Genomic DNA, 16,110 nt, shown 5'->3' with positions numbered 1-16,110 from the left:
GGATTAGTCTTCTCTCTTGCGGCGGAAGAACAGACCAGCGAAGATTCCACCCAGAGCTACCAGTCCAGCATAGGGAGCAGCAGTCATCAGGATACCTGTGGGGACCTCTCCAGATTTTTCGTTAGTAAATGTAACTGTCTTGTCTTCACCACCCATTACTGCAGAAGCAAGAGAAGCTGTTGTAGTGTCGCCGCTATCACTCTTTACTACACTTCCGCTATCTGTAGTGACCGTATATCCTTTCGATTTTGCAAATGATTCCTGAATAGCTGCAGCATCTGCGGCTGAAAGGCCAGAAATAGTCATTGTCTGGTTGTTCCCCAGATTTGCAGTAATAGTAGCAGTTCCATTTTCCGCATAAGCCGCTGAAGCATCTGTAGAGACTTCATATTTCTCACCGCTCGTAGAAGGTGTAACTGTAACGGTAAACGGGAATTTATCAGACATATTCGCCTGGTTGCCAGTAATCACTTTTTTTACAGTCAGAGTTCTTGTTGTGTAAGTGTTCGCAAATGAAATGTTTCCCTCGCCTAGTTTGGATCCATTCCCGTTATCAACGGTCAGGTACAATCCGTCATTCGTTTTAAATACGTGTGCGTTATAGGAGGTGTTTACTATAGGCAATCCATCGATATTAGAATTTTTCTGGCTGATGGTATAGCAATACTGACCTACAGGCAGGTTAGTAAAAGCAGAATTATTGATTGTAATAGCTGCAGTTTTAGTCGTTATCTGTTCATCATTATCACCCGGAGTGAATGTTACATCAGCAACGCTCAATCCATTTGCAGGTCCTGCAGTAATTGTATCTGCACCGTAAAGCGGAGTTTCATCTGCACCGGGCGTTCGAGGATCTGCTTTGAAAGAAATTATACCTACTGGATCTTTGACATTTTCTGTTTTTGTGACAGTAACAGTGACGTTAGCGGTATCAGTTGCCGCAAATACAGGTGCAACACCCATTGCACTCAGAGCCATAAAACCAGCAGCTGCAGCCGCGGTCAGCTTTCCATAATGTTTCATAATTTTCCTCTCTTATCTAAATCTTTTTTATATACTTACAATCCTGATCTTCTCAGTATTGTCAGTACCTTGCCTATGATCTGGTCTTTTTTGACTGATCCAAACTGTCTGCTGTCTTTGGCACCTTCTCTGTAATCACTCAGAATAAAATATTCATCCTCTCCCAGCGAGACTGGATAGGTAACATCCGAATCGTATGCTGGGGTGGAGTAATAAATATCTCCTTCCGATACCACAGAACCGTTTACCATGAGACGGTCATCTTCCGTGATTTCCACCGTATCTCCAGGTCTTGCGACAATCCGTCCGGTTCTCGTTTTCTCTCCGCCTTCGTAAACAACAACATCGTTGTTCCAGAGTTCGGAGGGATACCGATACACCAGCTGCAGGTCTCTGGCCCGCAAGGTGGGACGCATGTCATCATTGGGAACCGGAATGATCCGGAAAATCACATAGAACAGAAGAATCACAAACAGGACCAGTCCAACCAGACGGACGATGAAGCTCTGGATATCTCGGTGATCCAGCGCCTTTCGCCGCTTCAGTTTAATTGAACGTTCAGGGCTGACAGAAACCTTCTCCTTGCGTTTTTTCATCCTCTTCTCAACCTGGCGATGATCGCATCTCGCTCGTCAATCAGGGCCTGATAGTATGCGGCCTGATTCTCATATACAGACCGGTATACCTGCTGAAGAGCTTCCATCTGCTTGAGGACGTCGAGCTCATCCACACCCCCAAAAGTTTTCTTTCTGAACTTCATTCCATCAATGAACTCCGCAATATCCTCCATCGTTTTGTAGGAAGACCTGCTGTTCACAGGCTTAGATGGCATTCATCCTCCGACGAATCATGACAATCGCTCCAACCAAAATCAGAGCTGTACCTGCTGAGAAAAGAAGACCATATATGGAATTGTTACGATCCCCCAATCCACTCGGAACTTCCCCCTGCTTATGGTTAATAAATGTAACAGTCGAAGCAGTGGTTAATGTACCTGAATACTCACTGCCACTAACTGCATCTGCACCATCAACTACATAACTAATTTGATAACCAGCGGCTGTTTCGCTCGATTCAATCACTTTGTATGTGGCTCCATAGGGAAGAGTCAATTTAATATTTTTACCATCTGTCAATGAGAAAGTATACAGACCAGCCATATCACCCTTGGTCAATCCCGTGATTTCAGCTGTTACGGGTGATTCATCTGGATTCGTAAGCTGAATCTCAAAAGCAAAGGACTTTGACTTATCACCAAAATTACCTGTCACCTGTTTGACAACCGTGAGTTCAGATTGTTTCAGCGTATTTAGGAACGTAATGTGGTGACCATCAAGAACATCATTAGTATGATCATGAACCAAGCCATTCTGAGTGGCAGTATCCAACCCATGAGTGGTTGTATAACCTGTCTTCTCAGTTTGGGTAATCTTGACATTCAGGTTTTTCGGAATTGAGGGTTCGATCGACTCCCCATGTTTCAGAGATACAACATGACCCTGTCTAGTCTCATCATAGGTATACGTATTGTCCCCGTGGACGAGATCTTTCGTATAGGGCTGTCCATCCTTCGTCAGCTGAATCAGAAATTCAAATGGATCCTGTAGGTTAGCTCCAAGTCCTTCAACATTATTTGAAAGTTTGAATGTCGTAGCTTCCTGTTTATACGTGTTTTCAAAATGGACTATCGTGTTTTGTTCACGGGCAAGAGTAGCCGTTATGGACCTTTCCTGATTTGTAACAGCACTAGCGTCCTCACCACCATCACCAATCCAAGATTTAGTAGTTAAATCATAGCCTTCAATCTTTGACCCCTGATTCGTAGAGTTATCACCATATACCTCTGTTATGGTCACCTCTCCTTGATAATCCAGCTGCTCAATATAGACAGGGCTGTTTGAGTCATAGACTGGAACATCAATCGTTTTATCCACATTTCCATATTGTATTCTAAACTTCAAAGCATTATATGAAGCATCTGGCCTGGTATTAGTTTTGAAATCCTGGATGGTAATTTCAGAATCAGCACCAAAATCTTTATAAATATACAGCGTGGATTTTTCAGGAACCGGTACTGGAATTTCTGAACCGAAGCTAACAGCATCAATATAGTTACCAATGGTATCTGCATTCTGCTTTTTCGAGGCTGTTGGACCTGCAACGAAGTAAAAGCGCGTCTGGTATTGCTTATCAGGAACTGTATAACCACCTGAATGAACTGACCATTTGGTATTATCATCAGTAGCTGTATATACAGTGACACCTGGATAAGCTGTAGGATTAGCTTTTACCTTAGCAATGAACTCTTCAACGCTCGCCTGATTGGTGAGATTATTCTCTCCTGCAACTTTCGTTGAAGTTATCAAAAGATACATCGTGTCTTTTGTATTTTCATTTGGTCGATTAGGACTATCGCCTCTAGCTCTATGTGCGAAACTCCAGTTCAAAGTCGTACCTGGCAGCGTGATGACATCCTGATACAAAGAACCTGGGCGTTCAGCATTCAGTTCAGCCCACTGATAGTTTTCATCAGCATCGGTGCCTTTGTAATGAGTAGTATTGTCTTTATGCGTACCTACCAACTCAATGTTATTGTCATCGTCTGTGGTCTTCCAAATAACGTCCGATCCACCTGAAACGTTTTTTTGAGCAGTTCCTCTATTGCCCCACCTATCACTGCTATAGTCATTGAACTTCGGAGTTCCAAAGTCTCCGTTTCTGATTGAGTCATAATACTCAATTTTCTTCGAATCGGATTGATACTCTTTAGTCTCCCCGTCAATATCAACCGTTACTTTAACTTGGTATGTACTTTGGAGGCCTTTAGCCGCTACTGCATTCACCCACGATGCTTTTTCTGGATCTCTGTCAATAGTGTAGATGTTTTCGCCACTTTCGATACCGTTGGCAACTCTGGCTACCTCTACTCCGTCTTTGTACCAGGTATAAGTAGTTTTTGCGCCTTCCGGAATTCCACCAACTTTCGCTTCAATACGTCCGTTTTGGGTTACCTTATCTTCCAGCGTGATATTCAGGCTCTCTGGGAGTGCGGCTTTTGCTTTCGCAAAAGTAGCTGTAAAAGTCGAAAAACTTTCCACTGCGAACTGTGATTCTACAACTGCATCCCTGACTGTCACCGTGTCATTGGCGGACGCAACAGGCTTTACTTCAATTCCACCATCAGTCTCTTCCAGATGCTGGATTTCAATGGAATCTTCCTTCAGATTCTCCGGAAACTTGTCTCTCTGAATCGTCAGTGTGACATCCACTTCAGCATCCTGAGCAGGCTCTACTTCTTCCCCAGCGGGATTTTTGAAGCTGAGATCATAGGCGATAAAGGATTCATTCTCACCAAGACCGGATCCAACCTTTTCTTCAGCTTCCCGGTATTTACCTGCTACTTCAGGGTCTTCTGACTCTTTTGTCAGTTCTTTGACCTCCAGAAAGGTCCCCTCCGGGAACTGTGCATTTCTCGCTACAACCTTTACGGATGCTCCATCTTTGCTGGCAGTGAAAGTCTCTTCCTGCTCCTCTTCCTCCGGTTTTGCCTCTTCACCATCCTGTACTGGATCTGCGGCTTCTCCGGGTTCTGCTGGAGCCTGGCCTTCATCGGCAGGCTGCTCGTCTTGTACCGGATCCGTTCCCTCAATGGGGACGACTCCCGGTTCTTCTTCAGTCGTCACTTCCGGTTCGGGCTCTGCTGCCGGTTCTTCCGCTGCCGGTACTGTCTGTTCCGCCTGAGGCTCCTCTGCCGGAATCTCATCGGTGGCTGCGACAGGAATCAGCTGACCAAGAACCATGCTCAGTGCCAGAAAAAGGCTGAAGCACAGGGTTATGTGTTTCTTCCTAATCAAATTCCCCCTCCTTCTCTGTTTTGTGTTATGGGGTTCGACCTGTTCCGGAACAACAGGCACTTCCCTTTCAGCCTGCATATCTGCAGTCCTGACTGTGCAAACTCCTAAGGAGGAAGACAGCCGGCATGTTCGAATCTCATACCTTTCCCCTTTCTGTATGATCTGTGCTTTATTCCATCAGCGGGATGGTTCTGAACCATCTCAGAAATGTGGTGTGGGATACATGCAGCTGCTCAGCTGCTCCCCGGCTGCTGATGTCTCCCTGCTTGTACTTCTCGCTGATTTCTTCAAATTCCACGGGAATGTCCTTTGGCTTGGGTCCTGACTGAGCCATGCTGCGGCGGATCACATTGATCGATCCGCTGTTTTTCAGTTCCTCCTGCGTGTGCTGCAGGTAGTGAACCATGCGGTCCAGGAGTTCCGGAGCCATGGTCTGAGAATCCGGCCAGTCCAGAATCACAATCCTGGCGCCGGTATCTCTGATCCGTTCCCATCTCTCCCAAATCCGGGAAAAGCTCCATCCCAGACAGACAAGACTGGGAACCATCACCTGATCTTCCGGATTCAGAACGTGAATCAGTTCCTCAAATGCGGGCAGCTTTGCATCCCCCAACTGATCAATGAAGATCTTCCCGACACAGAACGGCTCAAAGGGCTCATCGGGCCGCATGGATGTGTAGCCATAGTTCATACCGGGCATCTCCTCTCTGTTTTCAGGCTTGTAAATGTATCGCTCTGGTTTAGGAACGACCTGACACCTCCGATAATAGCATTACACTTACCGGGGTAAAACCATGGAACGATACAAATGTTATGTTTTTGTTCTTTCCGTGTAATATTTGGTTCTGGTTTGTAATGAATAATTCCGGTTTCAGAGCCGGATTTTCTGTAACAACCCATTCCAGGACTCTGCAGTCCGCCATTTCCGCTGAAACCTCATTCATTCATCGGCAATTCAGTCATTCTAAGTGCCCTGGCATTACATCCTAAGGTTTCTGCCTTGTTCCGAACTCCGTGCATTGCTTTTAGAATTGTCATAGAGGGACACATGAAAGAACCGAAAAAGAAGAAACCACTGAACATCGACATTGGTTCCAGGATCCAGAAATGCCGGAAAACAAAGGGACTGACACAGGAACAGCTGGCTGAAAGGCTGGATGTCAGCGTGCAGTACATTTCCGATCTGGAACGCGGTGTGACAGGCGGGTCTGTTTCCACGATCATCCGGATTTGCCAGCTGCTGGATACATCTGCGGACTACATTCTGCTGGGCAGGCAGGAGAACATGACTGCCAGACTGTCCGGGAGGCTGGAAAGCTACAGCGAGGCGCAGAAAGAACAGGTGCTGCAGATTCTGTCTGAAATCGACGTTTTTGCGCAGCTGGACAGAAACTGAAAAATCCCCTCTGCCGGGCAGGACAGAGGGGAGCGATTCATGCACTCGAAAGGGCAGCGGTCATGCACCGCTGCCCCTGTTCTGTTTCTTTCGTCTCAGCTCATCTTCCCGGCCTGCCAGGACCAGATCAATGGCTTTTCCGATTCCGTTGTTTTCATTGGTATCCGTGACATAGCTAGCGGCCTCCTTCGCGGTTTCCATGGCGTTGCCCATAGCTACCCCGATTCCCGCTTCCTGCAGCATCGGAATGTCGTTTTCCGCATCGCCAAAGGCCATGACTTCTTCCATGGTGCAGCCGACCCGCTCTGCGACTTTCTGCAGACCGCTGGCTTTGGACACACCACGGGGCATGATCTCCAGCCAGTCTTTGCCCACCATGAGCAGGTCGTAGTCTTTCAGCTCTTCCCGCAGCTTCGGGAGGTTTTTCTCGAAGAACTTCGGAGAATGGATCATGCAGACTTTGTTGATGTCTTTGGTAATGACTTTTCCTTTGGAGGGCAGATTGGCGAAGGTCCGCACATCGCTGGCGGCTTTCAGGCCGTAATCCCCGGGTTCGCCGGTTATGATCCGCCGCAGCTGTTTTCTTACTCTGCCAGGGGTGGTCAGGTAGGAGTAGAAGTCGTATCCGCAGCAGAAAATCCCCTCCACACCATATTTCCGGCAGACGTTCTGGATCTTCACACTGTCTTCGGGGGTGAGCACATCATCCACGTCGTATTCTTTCTTCGCGAAGTCATAGAGAATCTGACCGTTCACCAGTGCCAGATAGTTCTCCCCTTCTTCCAGTCCCAGGGGCTTGTAGACAAATTCGCACCCGGCCCGGTCCCGTCCTGTGGCCAGTACGACGTGCATGCCGGCATCCATTGCCCTGTGGATCGCATCGGCAGTGCGGGGATCCACGGTTTTGTCCTTGCGGAGCAGTGTCCCGTCCAGATCAAATGCCAGAACCTTGACTGTCATCGTTCGAGAAACTCCCAGAGCCCTTCGGTCTTTGCGGTGTCAAAGTCAATGGTACTGGTGGTGTCCCACAGGCTGATTTCGTCGGTGACCACGTTGAAGCCAATGGCTGCTTCGTCGGCTTTGCCGTTTTCATAGCGGTAGATGGCCGGGGTATAGAGAAAGTACGGCTGCAGTTCCAGCCACGCTTTGCCTTCTTCTGTTTCAGACACCAGGGTCTTGTCCTCGGCCTGTTCCTTGACCAGGTCAAAGTCTGTGGTGTCCAGGCGGAAGAGCTTCACTTCGGGGTGATCCGCTTTGGTTTCTTCCATGTATTCATTCATGGCCTGGCAGAAATCACAGCCTTCCCGTTCCACGAGCAGCAGGAAAGTGTCTCCTGCATCGGCCATGTCTTTGACATCCTGCACGGTCACGTCTGTGATGGTGAATTCCTGTTTCTGTCCGGCACAGCCGCAGAGCAGAAGCACCGACACGAGCAGTGCCATCATCCATTTTTTCAATCTCAACTGGGTTCCTCCTTTGTACCGAAAAGCCGGAAATCCGGACTCAACGGTTCTTTTCAAACGCTGGAATTTGTGCCGTGGGCACATCCGTTCCTTATTATATAGGCAGTCTCCTGCATGCTGTATATCGCCCTGCTTATTTATGTTCGTTTTGTGCTGTTTTTGCCCGAAGACCGTCGGTCATTTTCATGATTCCGAAGGCCAGATCTTCCAGTTTCTGCTTTCCTGTCCGCAGGGCTGTGGTAAAGTCCATGGCTCTGTCCGCGGTGGAAAACACCCCGATGCAGCCGGCGTCATACATGCCTTCATATCCCGCTCCCAGGGCCCCGGAGAGACAGATGCAGGGAACGCCGTGTTTTTTTGCCAGGGAGGCCACGCCATAGGGAACTTTTCCGAAGAGCGTCTGGCGGTCTGTCTGGCCTTCGCCGGTGATCACCATGTCGGCTTTCGCAATGGCGTCTTCCAGCCCGCTGTATTCCATGATCAGCTCAATGCCCGGCACCATCCGGGCACCGAACACCGCCAGCAGCAGACCGCCAATGCCCCCGGCTGCGCCGGAGCCGTCCTGTTCATCCATGTCCACGTGGAAGGTCTGGCGGATCTTGTCCCGGTAATGAACCATGGCTTCGTCCACCTGAACCATCTGTGTCCGATACAGCCCTTTCTGTCTGCCGAAGACATAGGTGGCACCGTTTTCTCCCAGCAGATGGTTTTTCACGTCGCAGGCCACGGTGATTTTCACGTGGCGGGGGAGCCGGCAGCGCCGTTTGTCAATAAAGGCGATGCGGTCCAGGCTGTAGGTGCAGGGAGGCAGGATCTGGCGGCTGCTGTCGTAAAACACCGCGCCGAATTCCGCCAGCAGGCCCATGCCGCCGTCATTGGTGGCAGTACCGCCCAGGCCCATGATGATTTCCTTTGCCCCCCGGTCTATGGCCTCCCGCATGAGCATGCCCACACCGCTGCTGCTGGCAATCATGGGGTTCCGGCGGTCCCGGGGTGTGCGGCTCAGGCCAATGGCGCTGGCGGCGTCCATGATCGCCACTTTGTCTTTTTCATTCCAGCAGTACCGGGCCATGACCGGTTTTCCATAGGCATCCACCACGGGACAGTCCACCAGACGTCCTTTGCCGTAGCGGGCGAATACTTCCGCCGTGCCTTCCCCGCCATCTGCCATGGGATAGCTGCGGACTTTGTGGCCGGGGTCTGCCCGGCAAATTCCTTTTTCTATGCTGCGTACTGCTTCCGGGGCACTCATGCACCCTTTGAAGGAGTCGCAGGCTACTACGATTTCCATGGCCTTATTGTACTAGAGGGGACTGTTCGTGTAAAAATCCTTTGTTTCTCCTGGCTGAGGGATGCAAAAAAAAGGTGCAGTATCACACAGGTGTCTCCTGAAGGAGTCCTGCGGCTGCTGCATCTGTTTATGGTTCTGAAAACCGGTGGTATCTGTTATTGACCGGCGTCTGCGTCTTTTGCTGCCAGCTGTGCTTCCAGTTCCTGAATCCGTTTCAGAGCTGCATCACGTTCTGACGCGACTTGATCTATCCGCTCATCCTTCAAAGCGAGTTCCACATGATGCCTTCTGTTCAGGTCATCCATGGCTCTTTCCATCACACTGGGCGGGATCAGCATCTGAAAGTCGTTGCAGTATTCATTCGTTGCATTCACAACTTCCGCACTCATGACAACACCTTCCTTTTCCATGCAGGCCAGAGCCATCTGCCGGTCCTTGTTCCGAAAAATGTGACCCGGAACACTGATGGGCTTTTCAACCAGACTCAGCTTTTTGCTGCCAGCTGAGATTCCAGTTCCTGAATCCGTTTCAGAGCTGCATTCCGTTCCGACGCGACTTGATCTATCCGCTCATCCTTCAAAATGAGCTCTGCCTGATGCTGCTCGTTCTTCAAAGCGAGCTCTGCCTGATGCTGCTCATCCTTCAAAGCGAGTTCCACATGATGCTGTTCATCCTTCAAAGCGAGTTCCGCCTGATGCCTTCTGTTCAGGTCATCCATGGCTCTTTCCATCACACTGGGCGGGATCAGCATCTGAAAGTCGTTGTAGTATTCATTCGTTGCCTTTACAACTTCCGCACTCATGACAACACCTTCCTTCTCCATGTAAGCCAGAGCCATCTGCCGGTCCTTGTTCCGGAAAATATGCCCCAGACCATTGATCGTCTCGTTATCTGCATTGTCCCATTCGGGCCCGATGAACACAAGCGTATTATCCACCATGAATCCCAGGTGATCACACAGTTGTTTCACTTTCGGATATTGCCCAATCTCTGCTTCCGCCTGCAGTCTGCATCTCACCACATCCGAAAAACCGGCAGATGGATAGATCCATACCACCTTCACCGGTTTCAATCCTTCATAGGCTGTATTCATTCCGTTGATCCGGTTCCTCTGGCTGCAGATCGTGCGGCTGACATAGTACAGATCCCGGTTTCCCATGACATCAGCGGATCCCAATCCGTTGTTTACCTCCATGACAACCACATACAGCTGTTCACTCTCCATATCCTGAATGAGATACGCCTGGTCATTGATGGTGGTTCCTTCACCTGCTGCAGTGACTGATGGATCCATCGTTTCAACTTTTTCGTTCAGAGCTTCCAGATCGTTCTCCACATTCAGACTGATCCGGAACATTTCCTGAATCCGGCTGCTGATTTGTCTGACAGAGAATCCGGCATACTCATTGCAGGTCCGTTTCAAAACCAGGGAAATAATCTGTTTGTCATGCAGCATGGCCTTTGCCCCGGAATCCGAAGCAGGCCGGTCTGTGGCTGCCACCTGCCTGGCATTGGTTCTGACAGTCTCAGGCCGGTTTGTGTTTCCGGAATCCTTCATTTCCTGTCCTCCTTTCCGAGGGCAGTATGGAGGAGAAAGAAGAAGTATTCAAGCCATATTTTCACCGTTTCCAGGTGACATACTTCTGAATATTGCGTACTTATGAACGAAAGAAACGAGTCATGTGCCTTTGAAAACTGCGTTTGACGGGCTTCTCCGCTTCATCTTTTTGTCACCTCAAAGCCGTGCATCGCTTCATAAAATGACATTTGAAATGAATCTGCACGCATGACATTTCCATCCTGGCTGCAGAATATGACGCCCGTCTCCGGAGCGCCCGGAGTCCTGTGCCAGCCGGTATCTTCCGCCTGAATTCCGTTTCAGATTCCGGACTTCCGTCCCTGCGGGGGCTGCACTTGTTTTTTGCCTGCGGCAAAAGATATACTGAGTTGATTGAGGAGGGACTGTTCATGGAACCCAAACATATTCTGATTGTCGTGACGGGCGGGATTGCGGCATACAAAGCCTGTGATCTGACGAGCCGGCTGTCGAAAACCGGACATGAGATCCGGGTGGTCATGACCGACCATGCGACGAAATTCGTCACGCCTCTCACCTTTGAGTCCCTCTGCCACAAGCCGGTGCTCACCACGCTGTTTGAAGACCACCCGGAAGACCCGATTGCCCATGTCAATCTGGCCAAGTGGGCAGACACTGTCTGTGTGGTGCCGGCTACAGCCAACATCATCGGCAAGATTGCCCATGGCATTGCGGACGATCTGGCCAGCACGGTGTGTCTGGCAGCTTTCCGCCAGCGGATCCTGTGTCCGGCCATGAATGTGCATATGTATGAAAACCCGGCGGTGCAGGATAACCTGGATCTGCTTCGCAGCCGCGGCTGGCAGGTGCTGGAACCGGTGAGCGGTCACCTGGCCTGTCAGGATGAAGGCAAGGGGAAACTGCCGGATGTGGAGACCATAGCGGAAGTGATTCTCTCCTCGCTTCAGGAAAAACCCCTGGCGGGAAAACGGGTGGTGGTCACTGCCGGTCCGACTCAGGAAGCTCTGGACCCGGTCCGCTTCATTTCCAATCATTCCACCGGGAAACAGGGCTATGCCATTGCCAAAGCCGCCCGGGATATGGGCGCAGACGTGACCCTGATCACCGGACCGGTCGCTCTGCCGGCTCCCTGGGGCATGGAGGTGGTGCCGGTGGTTTCGGCGCTGGATATGTTTGAAGCCGTGAAAGCCCGTGCCGGGGCTGATGTCTTTGTACTGGCAGCGGCTGTCTCTGACTTCCGTCCGGCGCAGGTGGCGGATCAGAAAATCAAGAAACGGGATGCCGCCCTGGTCACTGAGCTGGAGCCCAATCCGGATATTCTGGCCTGGCTGGGCGAACACAAGAAGCCGGGGCAGAAACTGGTGGGGTTTGCCATGGAGACCCAGAATCTGGAAACCAATGCCCGTCACAAACTGGAAGCCAAAAACTGCGACCTGCTGGTGGCCAATGATCTGTTCATGCCCGGCGCCGGTTTTGGCACAGACACCAATGTGGTGCTGTTCATTACGCCCCGGGAAACGAGGCGGCTGGAGAAAACCACCAAGGAAGAACTGGGATTCAGGATCCTGAAGGAGGCACTGACATGCTGATGGCTGTGGATGTGGGAAACACCAATATCACGATCGGGTTTTACGACAAAGACGAACTGGTGGCTACAAAGCGGGCCAGCACGGCGGAACGCCGCACCAGTGACGAGATCGCGGTGCTGCTCTTTGCATTCATGGACCTGGCTGACATTTCCCCGTCGGATGTGGATGCCGTGATTGTATCCAGTGTGGTACCCAAAATCATGCACTCGCTGAAAAACGCCATTGTGAAGTATCTGCACATTGAGCCGCTGATCGTGGGCCCGGGCATCAAGACCGGAATCAGCGTGCAGCTGGACAATCCCCGCTCTGTGGGAGCAGACCGGATTGCCGACTGTGCCGGCGCCTACTATACCTATGGCGGCCCGGTGCTGGTGGTGGATTTCGGAACTGCGACCACCTACGACTATGTGGACGAACACGGAGTCTTCCGGGCGGGCGCCATATCTGTGGGTATCGAATCCGGTGCCAATGCCCTGTGGGGGCGGACAGCGCAGCTGCCGGAGGTGGAGATCCGCATGCCGGAGACCATCATGGCGCGCAACACAGCCACGGAGATGCAGGCAGGAATCTTCTTCCAGTTCCTGGGCGGCTTCGAGACCACGGTGAAGCAGTATCGCCGGGAACTGAAACAGGATTTCCGGGTCATTGCCACCGGCGGACTGGGCCGTGTGATCTGCGGGGCGACAGATCTGATCGATGTGTATGATCCGGACCTGATTTTCAAAGGTCTGAAAACCATCTACGACAAAAACCAGGATCAGTAGCCGAAACAAAAAACCCGCTGGGTTGCGGGTTCATCCGGGGAAGCGGCAGCATGCGCCGCTTCCCCTTTTTTCTGTTTATACTCTGTAAAACCCCTGAAATAAGTTGCATGTTTGTGTAATTTTTTATATTCTCACAGCACAGTCAGGAAACAAACATACGTGATTATTGCTCTCTGGAGCAATATCGAGAGGTTTTGCAATATGACAATAAAGAACAGTCTCCCTTCCTGTTCATATTACGAACAGCAGCTTCACACCCTCACACGCAAATATGGCTTGCTGATTCTCTGCCAGGAAAATGCTCATCTTATCCTGAGAAGAATCAGTGTGGACCGTCTTTGGCAATATGGTTCTGAACTGCTGGATCCTGAAAACCGGACAGTTTTATGGAAGGAGTGTATATTGAACATCTCTATCAGATTTTTCTGTTTGACTGCAGGCTCAGAAGCATTACAAGAGATGCACTTGAAATGGTGGAGCTGCAGATGAAGTCAAGCCTTTCTGCACTGCTGACAGAGAAATACGGTCCTTTTGGATACCTTAACAGCAATAACTTTGCAGCCCCATCTGCAAATCAGACAGTCTCAAGACACAGTTCAATCATCCACAGGTGCAGCCAGGACATAGTACATCATTACGATAAATCCCATAGAACGCACAGCAGCTTCATTCAGCCTGTTCCATTTTCCATTGCAGTCGAATATCTGTCCTTCGGCACTCTGAACGAACTGTATAAAATCATGCACAAACAGGATCGTAAAGATCTGGCTGACAGATTTGGCTATAAAAGCGAATACATAGGCAGCTGGTTATCGGCTCTGGCAGCTTTGAGAAATATGTGCTGCCACCATACCACCCTCTTCAACCGTCCATTGAAAAAAGCTCCCAAACTTCTGAAAGAGGATAAAACTGCGTCTGCCAGATATCCCGGAAAACTATTCTCTGCATTTCTGATCATGAAACGTCTGCTCGAAACAGCCAATCAGCCATTCTGGGTTGATATTTGTCAGAGACTTGACGAAGTCTTTGCGCAAAACGAGTCTCTGATACACCCGGACTGTGCTGGATTTCCGGAAGACTGGATGGGATACTTATCTGCAGATCCATTTCTTTAAACTGACATGATACACGCTTTTCATCTACTGAATCTGGCAGTATACTGAAAATATCAACTCCCACGCATCAGGCTGCTCAGGCAGTACTGCGGACCGAGGCGGGTTCATCCGGGGAAGCGGCAGCATGCGCCGCTTCCCCTTTTTTCTATGCATCAGACAGATCTGCCTGCAGGGGCACGATCCGGTTTTCATCCACATCAAACAGCCCATGGGCGGTCAGTTTCAGATGCGGAATCACCGGCAGAGACAGAAACGACAGCGTCATGAAAAAATCTCCCGCCGGATCTGCACCCAGAGCCCGCAGAGAAGCCTTCAGCTCCGTTTCCCGCTGCGCCAGATCCTCCAGGCTTTCTTCCGCCATAAGCCCTGCCACAGGAAGCGGTACCACAGCCAGAACCTTGCCATCCAGCACGGTGCACAGACCGCCGCCGATTTCCCGGAGTGTGTTGGCTGCCAGCGCCATATCCCGGTCATCCTTTCCCATCACCAGCAGGTTGTGGGCATCGTGTCCCACTGTGCTGGCGACAGCCCCCCGGACAAGTCCGCTGCCCTGAATCAGACCGGTGAAGGCAAGACCAGTCCCCCGGTGCCGTTCCAGGACCGCGGCTTTCGCCAGGTTCTCCGGCAGATTCCGGGGATCAGCTTCACAGATGGCCTCCTCTGTCACCAGAGTGCCGACAGGCCACTGAATCGCCCGCAGCCGCTGTTTTCCTTCCCCGGGCAGTGCAAACCGGGAGGGGACTGCGGGGTCCAGATGCACGGTGTTCCGGGCTGTTTTCAGGAAAGCCGGATGGCCCTCAGTTTCGCCGGGACGGACCTGTTTTCCGTTTTTGTACACGCTGTGAATCGCAAAAGTGTCCAGATCTGACAACACGACAAAATCCGCATCCTTTCCTGGTGCCAGTGCTCCTTTGTTTCTCAGACCATAATAGTCCGCCGTCTGCACCGTAGCCATGCAGATGGCGGTGACCGGATCGGCTCCCAGGGAAATGGCTTTGCGGATCACATGATCGATGTGGCCCTGTGCCTGCAGATCTGCCGGGTGGCGGTCATCTGTGCACAGCAGGGACCGGCGGCACCAGGGATCCTGGAAGAGCCCCATGAGGGCTTCCAGATTCCGGGCTGCGCTGCCCTCCCGGATCAGAACGGTCATTCCCCGGCGAATGCGGTCCATGCCCTCCTCCAGACTGGAGCATTCATGGTCGTCTGTGATTCCCGTGGCTGCATACACATCCAGGTTTCGGCCTGTCACACCCGGGGCATGACCGTTGATTCGTTTTCCGGCCTGCAGACCATCCCGGATTTTCTCCATGAGATCCGGCTCCCGGCACAGCACCCCCGGCACATTCATGACTTCCCCCAGGCCAATCACGGAAGGCTCTTGCCAGAACGGTTTCAGATCCGCTGCCTGCAGCCTCCGGGCACCGGCTTCCATGGGGGAAGACGGCACACAGCTGGGCAGCGTCCACCAGATATCCAGATCCGCATCCGCAGCCTGATCCATCATTCCCTGTATGCCCCCGGTGCCCAGTACATTGGCGATTTCATGAGGATCCGCCACAATCCCGGTGGTCCCGTGCTGCAGAAGCGCTTCGGAGAGCCAGGCCGGGGTCATCATGGTGCTTTCCACGTGCATGTGGGCATCCAGCAGACCGGGGATGATCCAGGTTCCGGCAAGCTCACAGATTCTCTCCGCTTCCTGATCCAGGTCGTTTCCCACTGCCAGGATCCGGCTGTCTTCTGTGAGCAGATCGGTTTTTTCAAAAGCCCGGGTATAGACATTCAGAACCCAGGCGTCTTTGTACAGTGTTTTCAAGGCAGAACACACCTTTCTCTTTTTCCCAGTGTACCCGCCGGCTGCCCGGTTTTCCAATCCCGGGCCTGCAGGTTTGCTCTTCCATGCAAAAGGCCCGCTTGCGCGGGCCTTTTACAGAAAGTTTTAAGAAAGGGAATTTGATTATGAAGTGAGCCTCTATCCTTGGCTCACTCATAAGATACCAAACCACTATGTTTTAATCGTTGCCATATTGTGTGATATTATGTGATTCCGGTTGAAC

General features: G+C 51.1%; 15 protein-coding genes. 4 read left to right on the top strand and 11 right to left on the bottom strand.

Annotated elements, in window-relative coordinates:
• Positions 1–3: 3 nt before the first annotated feature.
• The 5 genes from QZ305_RS01020 to QZ305_RS01000 form a co-directional block, all read right to left on the bottom strand.
• Complete coding sequence (locus QZ305_RS01020; RefSeq protein ID WP_294729636.1) at positions 4–1,023, bottom strand: QVPTGV class sortase B protein-sorting domain-containing protein; 1,020 nt, start codon at positions 1,021–1,023, stop codon at positions 4–6.
• 35 nt (positions 1,024–1,058) lie between these two features.
• Positions 1,059–1,619 carry a signal peptidase I gene (lepB, locus tag QZ305_RS01015; RefSeq protein ID WP_294729635.1) on the bottom strand — a complete coding sequence of 187 codons (561 nt, stop codon included), beginning with the start codon at positions 1,617–1,619 and terminating at the stop codon, positions 1,059–1,061.
• Complete coding sequence (locus tag QZ305_RS01010) at positions 1,616–1,813, bottom strand: hypothetical protein (protein WP_294729634.1); 198 nt, start codon at positions 1,811–1,813, stop codon at positions 1,616–1,618. The genes lepB and QZ305_RS01010 overlap by 4 nt, the downstream gene beginning before the upstream one ends.
• A 31-nt stretch (positions 1,814–1,844) precedes the next feature.
• Positions 1,845–4,877: a hypothetical protein gene (locus QZ305_RS01005; protein ID WP_294729633.1), complete on the bottom strand. Its 3,033-nt coding sequence runs from the start codon at positions 4,875–4,877 to the stop codon at positions 1,845–1,847.
• Positions 4,878–5,046: 169 nt separating this feature from the next.
• Entirely contained in the window at positions 5,047–5,568 is a 522-nt protein-coding gene (locus QZ305_RS01000; RefSeq protein WP_294729632.1) for a hypothetical protein, read from the bottom strand.
• A gap of 357 nt (positions 5,569–5,925) precedes the next feature.
• On the opposite strand from QZ305_RS01000, the gene QZ305_RS00995 reads away from it, so the two are divergent.
• Entirely contained in the window at positions 5,926–6,273 is a 348-nt protein-coding gene (locus QZ305_RS00995; protein WP_294729631.1) for a helix-turn-helix domain-containing protein, read from the top strand.
• Between the two features lie 60 nt (positions 6,274–6,333).
• Here QZ305_RS00995 and QZ305_RS00990 read toward each other — a convergent pair whose 3' ends face one another.
• From QZ305_RS00990 to QZ305_RS00970, 5 genes are all read right to left on the bottom strand, one after another.
• On the bottom strand, positions 6,334–7,233 hold the full coding sequence (locus QZ305_RS00990; RefSeq protein WP_294729630.1) for an HAD family hydrolase: 900 nt from the start codon (positions 7,231–7,233) through the stop codon (positions 6,334–6,336).
• Positions 7,230–7,736: a hypothetical protein gene (locus QZ305_RS00985; protein WP_294729629.1), complete on the bottom strand. Its 507-nt coding sequence runs from the start codon at positions 7,734–7,736 to the stop codon at positions 7,230–7,232. Before QZ305_RS00985 ends, QZ305_RS00990 begins: the two co-directional genes overlap by 4 nt.
• Positions 7,737–7,869: 133 nt before the next feature.
• The gene (locus QZ305_RS00980; protein WP_294729628.1) at positions 7,870–9,027 is read right to left on the bottom strand and encodes a glycerate kinase; all 1,158 of its coding nucleotides are present in this window, start codon (positions 9,025–9,027) and stop codon (positions 7,870–7,872) included.
• A 155-nt stretch (positions 9,028–9,182) separates the two neighbouring features.
• Positions 9,183–9,416, bottom strand: coding sequence for a hypothetical protein (locus QZ305_RS00975; RefSeq protein ID WP_294729627.1), 234 nt, complete (start codon positions 9,414–9,416; stop codon positions 9,183–9,185).
• 95 nt (positions 9,417–9,511) lie between these two features.
• A complete protein-coding gene (locus QZ305_RS00970) occupies positions 9,512–10,585 on the bottom strand; it encodes a hypothetical protein (protein ID WP_294729626.1) in 1,074 nt (357 codons plus the stop codon).
• A 410-nt stretch (positions 10,586–10,995) separates the two neighbouring features.
• Here QZ305_RS00970 and coaBC point away from each other — a divergent pair, with 410 nt between their 5' ends.
• From coaBC to QZ305_RS00955, 3 genes are all read left to right on the top strand, one after another.
• Entirely contained in the window at positions 10,996–12,174 is a 1,179-nt protein-coding gene (gene coaBC / locus QZ305_RS00965) for a bifunctional phosphopantothenoylcysteine decarboxylase/phosphopantothenate--cysteine ligase CoaBC (RefSeq protein WP_294729625.1), read from the top strand.
• Complete coding sequence (locus QZ305_RS00960; RefSeq protein WP_294729624.1) at positions 12,168–12,938, top strand: type III pantothenate kinase; 771 nt, start codon at positions 12,168–12,170, stop codon at positions 12,936–12,938. The genes coaBC and QZ305_RS00960 overlap by 7 nt, the downstream gene beginning before the upstream one ends.
• Before the next feature lie 386 nt (positions 12,939–13,324).
• Positions 13,325–14,053 (top strand): Abi family protein, encoded by a 729-nt coding sequence (locus QZ305_RS00955; RefSeq protein WP_294729623.1) that lies wholly within the window; start codon positions 13,325–13,327, stop codon positions 14,051–14,053.
• A 145-nt stretch (positions 14,054–14,198) separates the two neighbouring features.
• Here the strand turns inward: QZ305_RS00955 and ade are convergent, their stop codons facing one another.
• Complete coding sequence (ade, locus tag QZ305_RS00950) at positions 14,199–15,869, bottom strand: adenine deaminase (RefSeq protein ID WP_294729622.1); 1,671 nt, start codon at positions 15,867–15,869, stop codon at positions 14,199–14,201.
• Positions 15,870–16,110: the final 241 nt, after the last annotated feature.

Origin of the sequence: uncultured Faecalibaculum sp. (assembly GCF_910588395.1) — a bacterium.
GTDB lineage: Bacteria > Bacillota_I > Bacilli_A > Erysipelotrichales > Erysipelotrichaceae > Faecalibaculum.
Note: the sequence above shows the minus strand (reverse complement) of the source record. Positions and strands in the feature narration are given on the sequence as shown.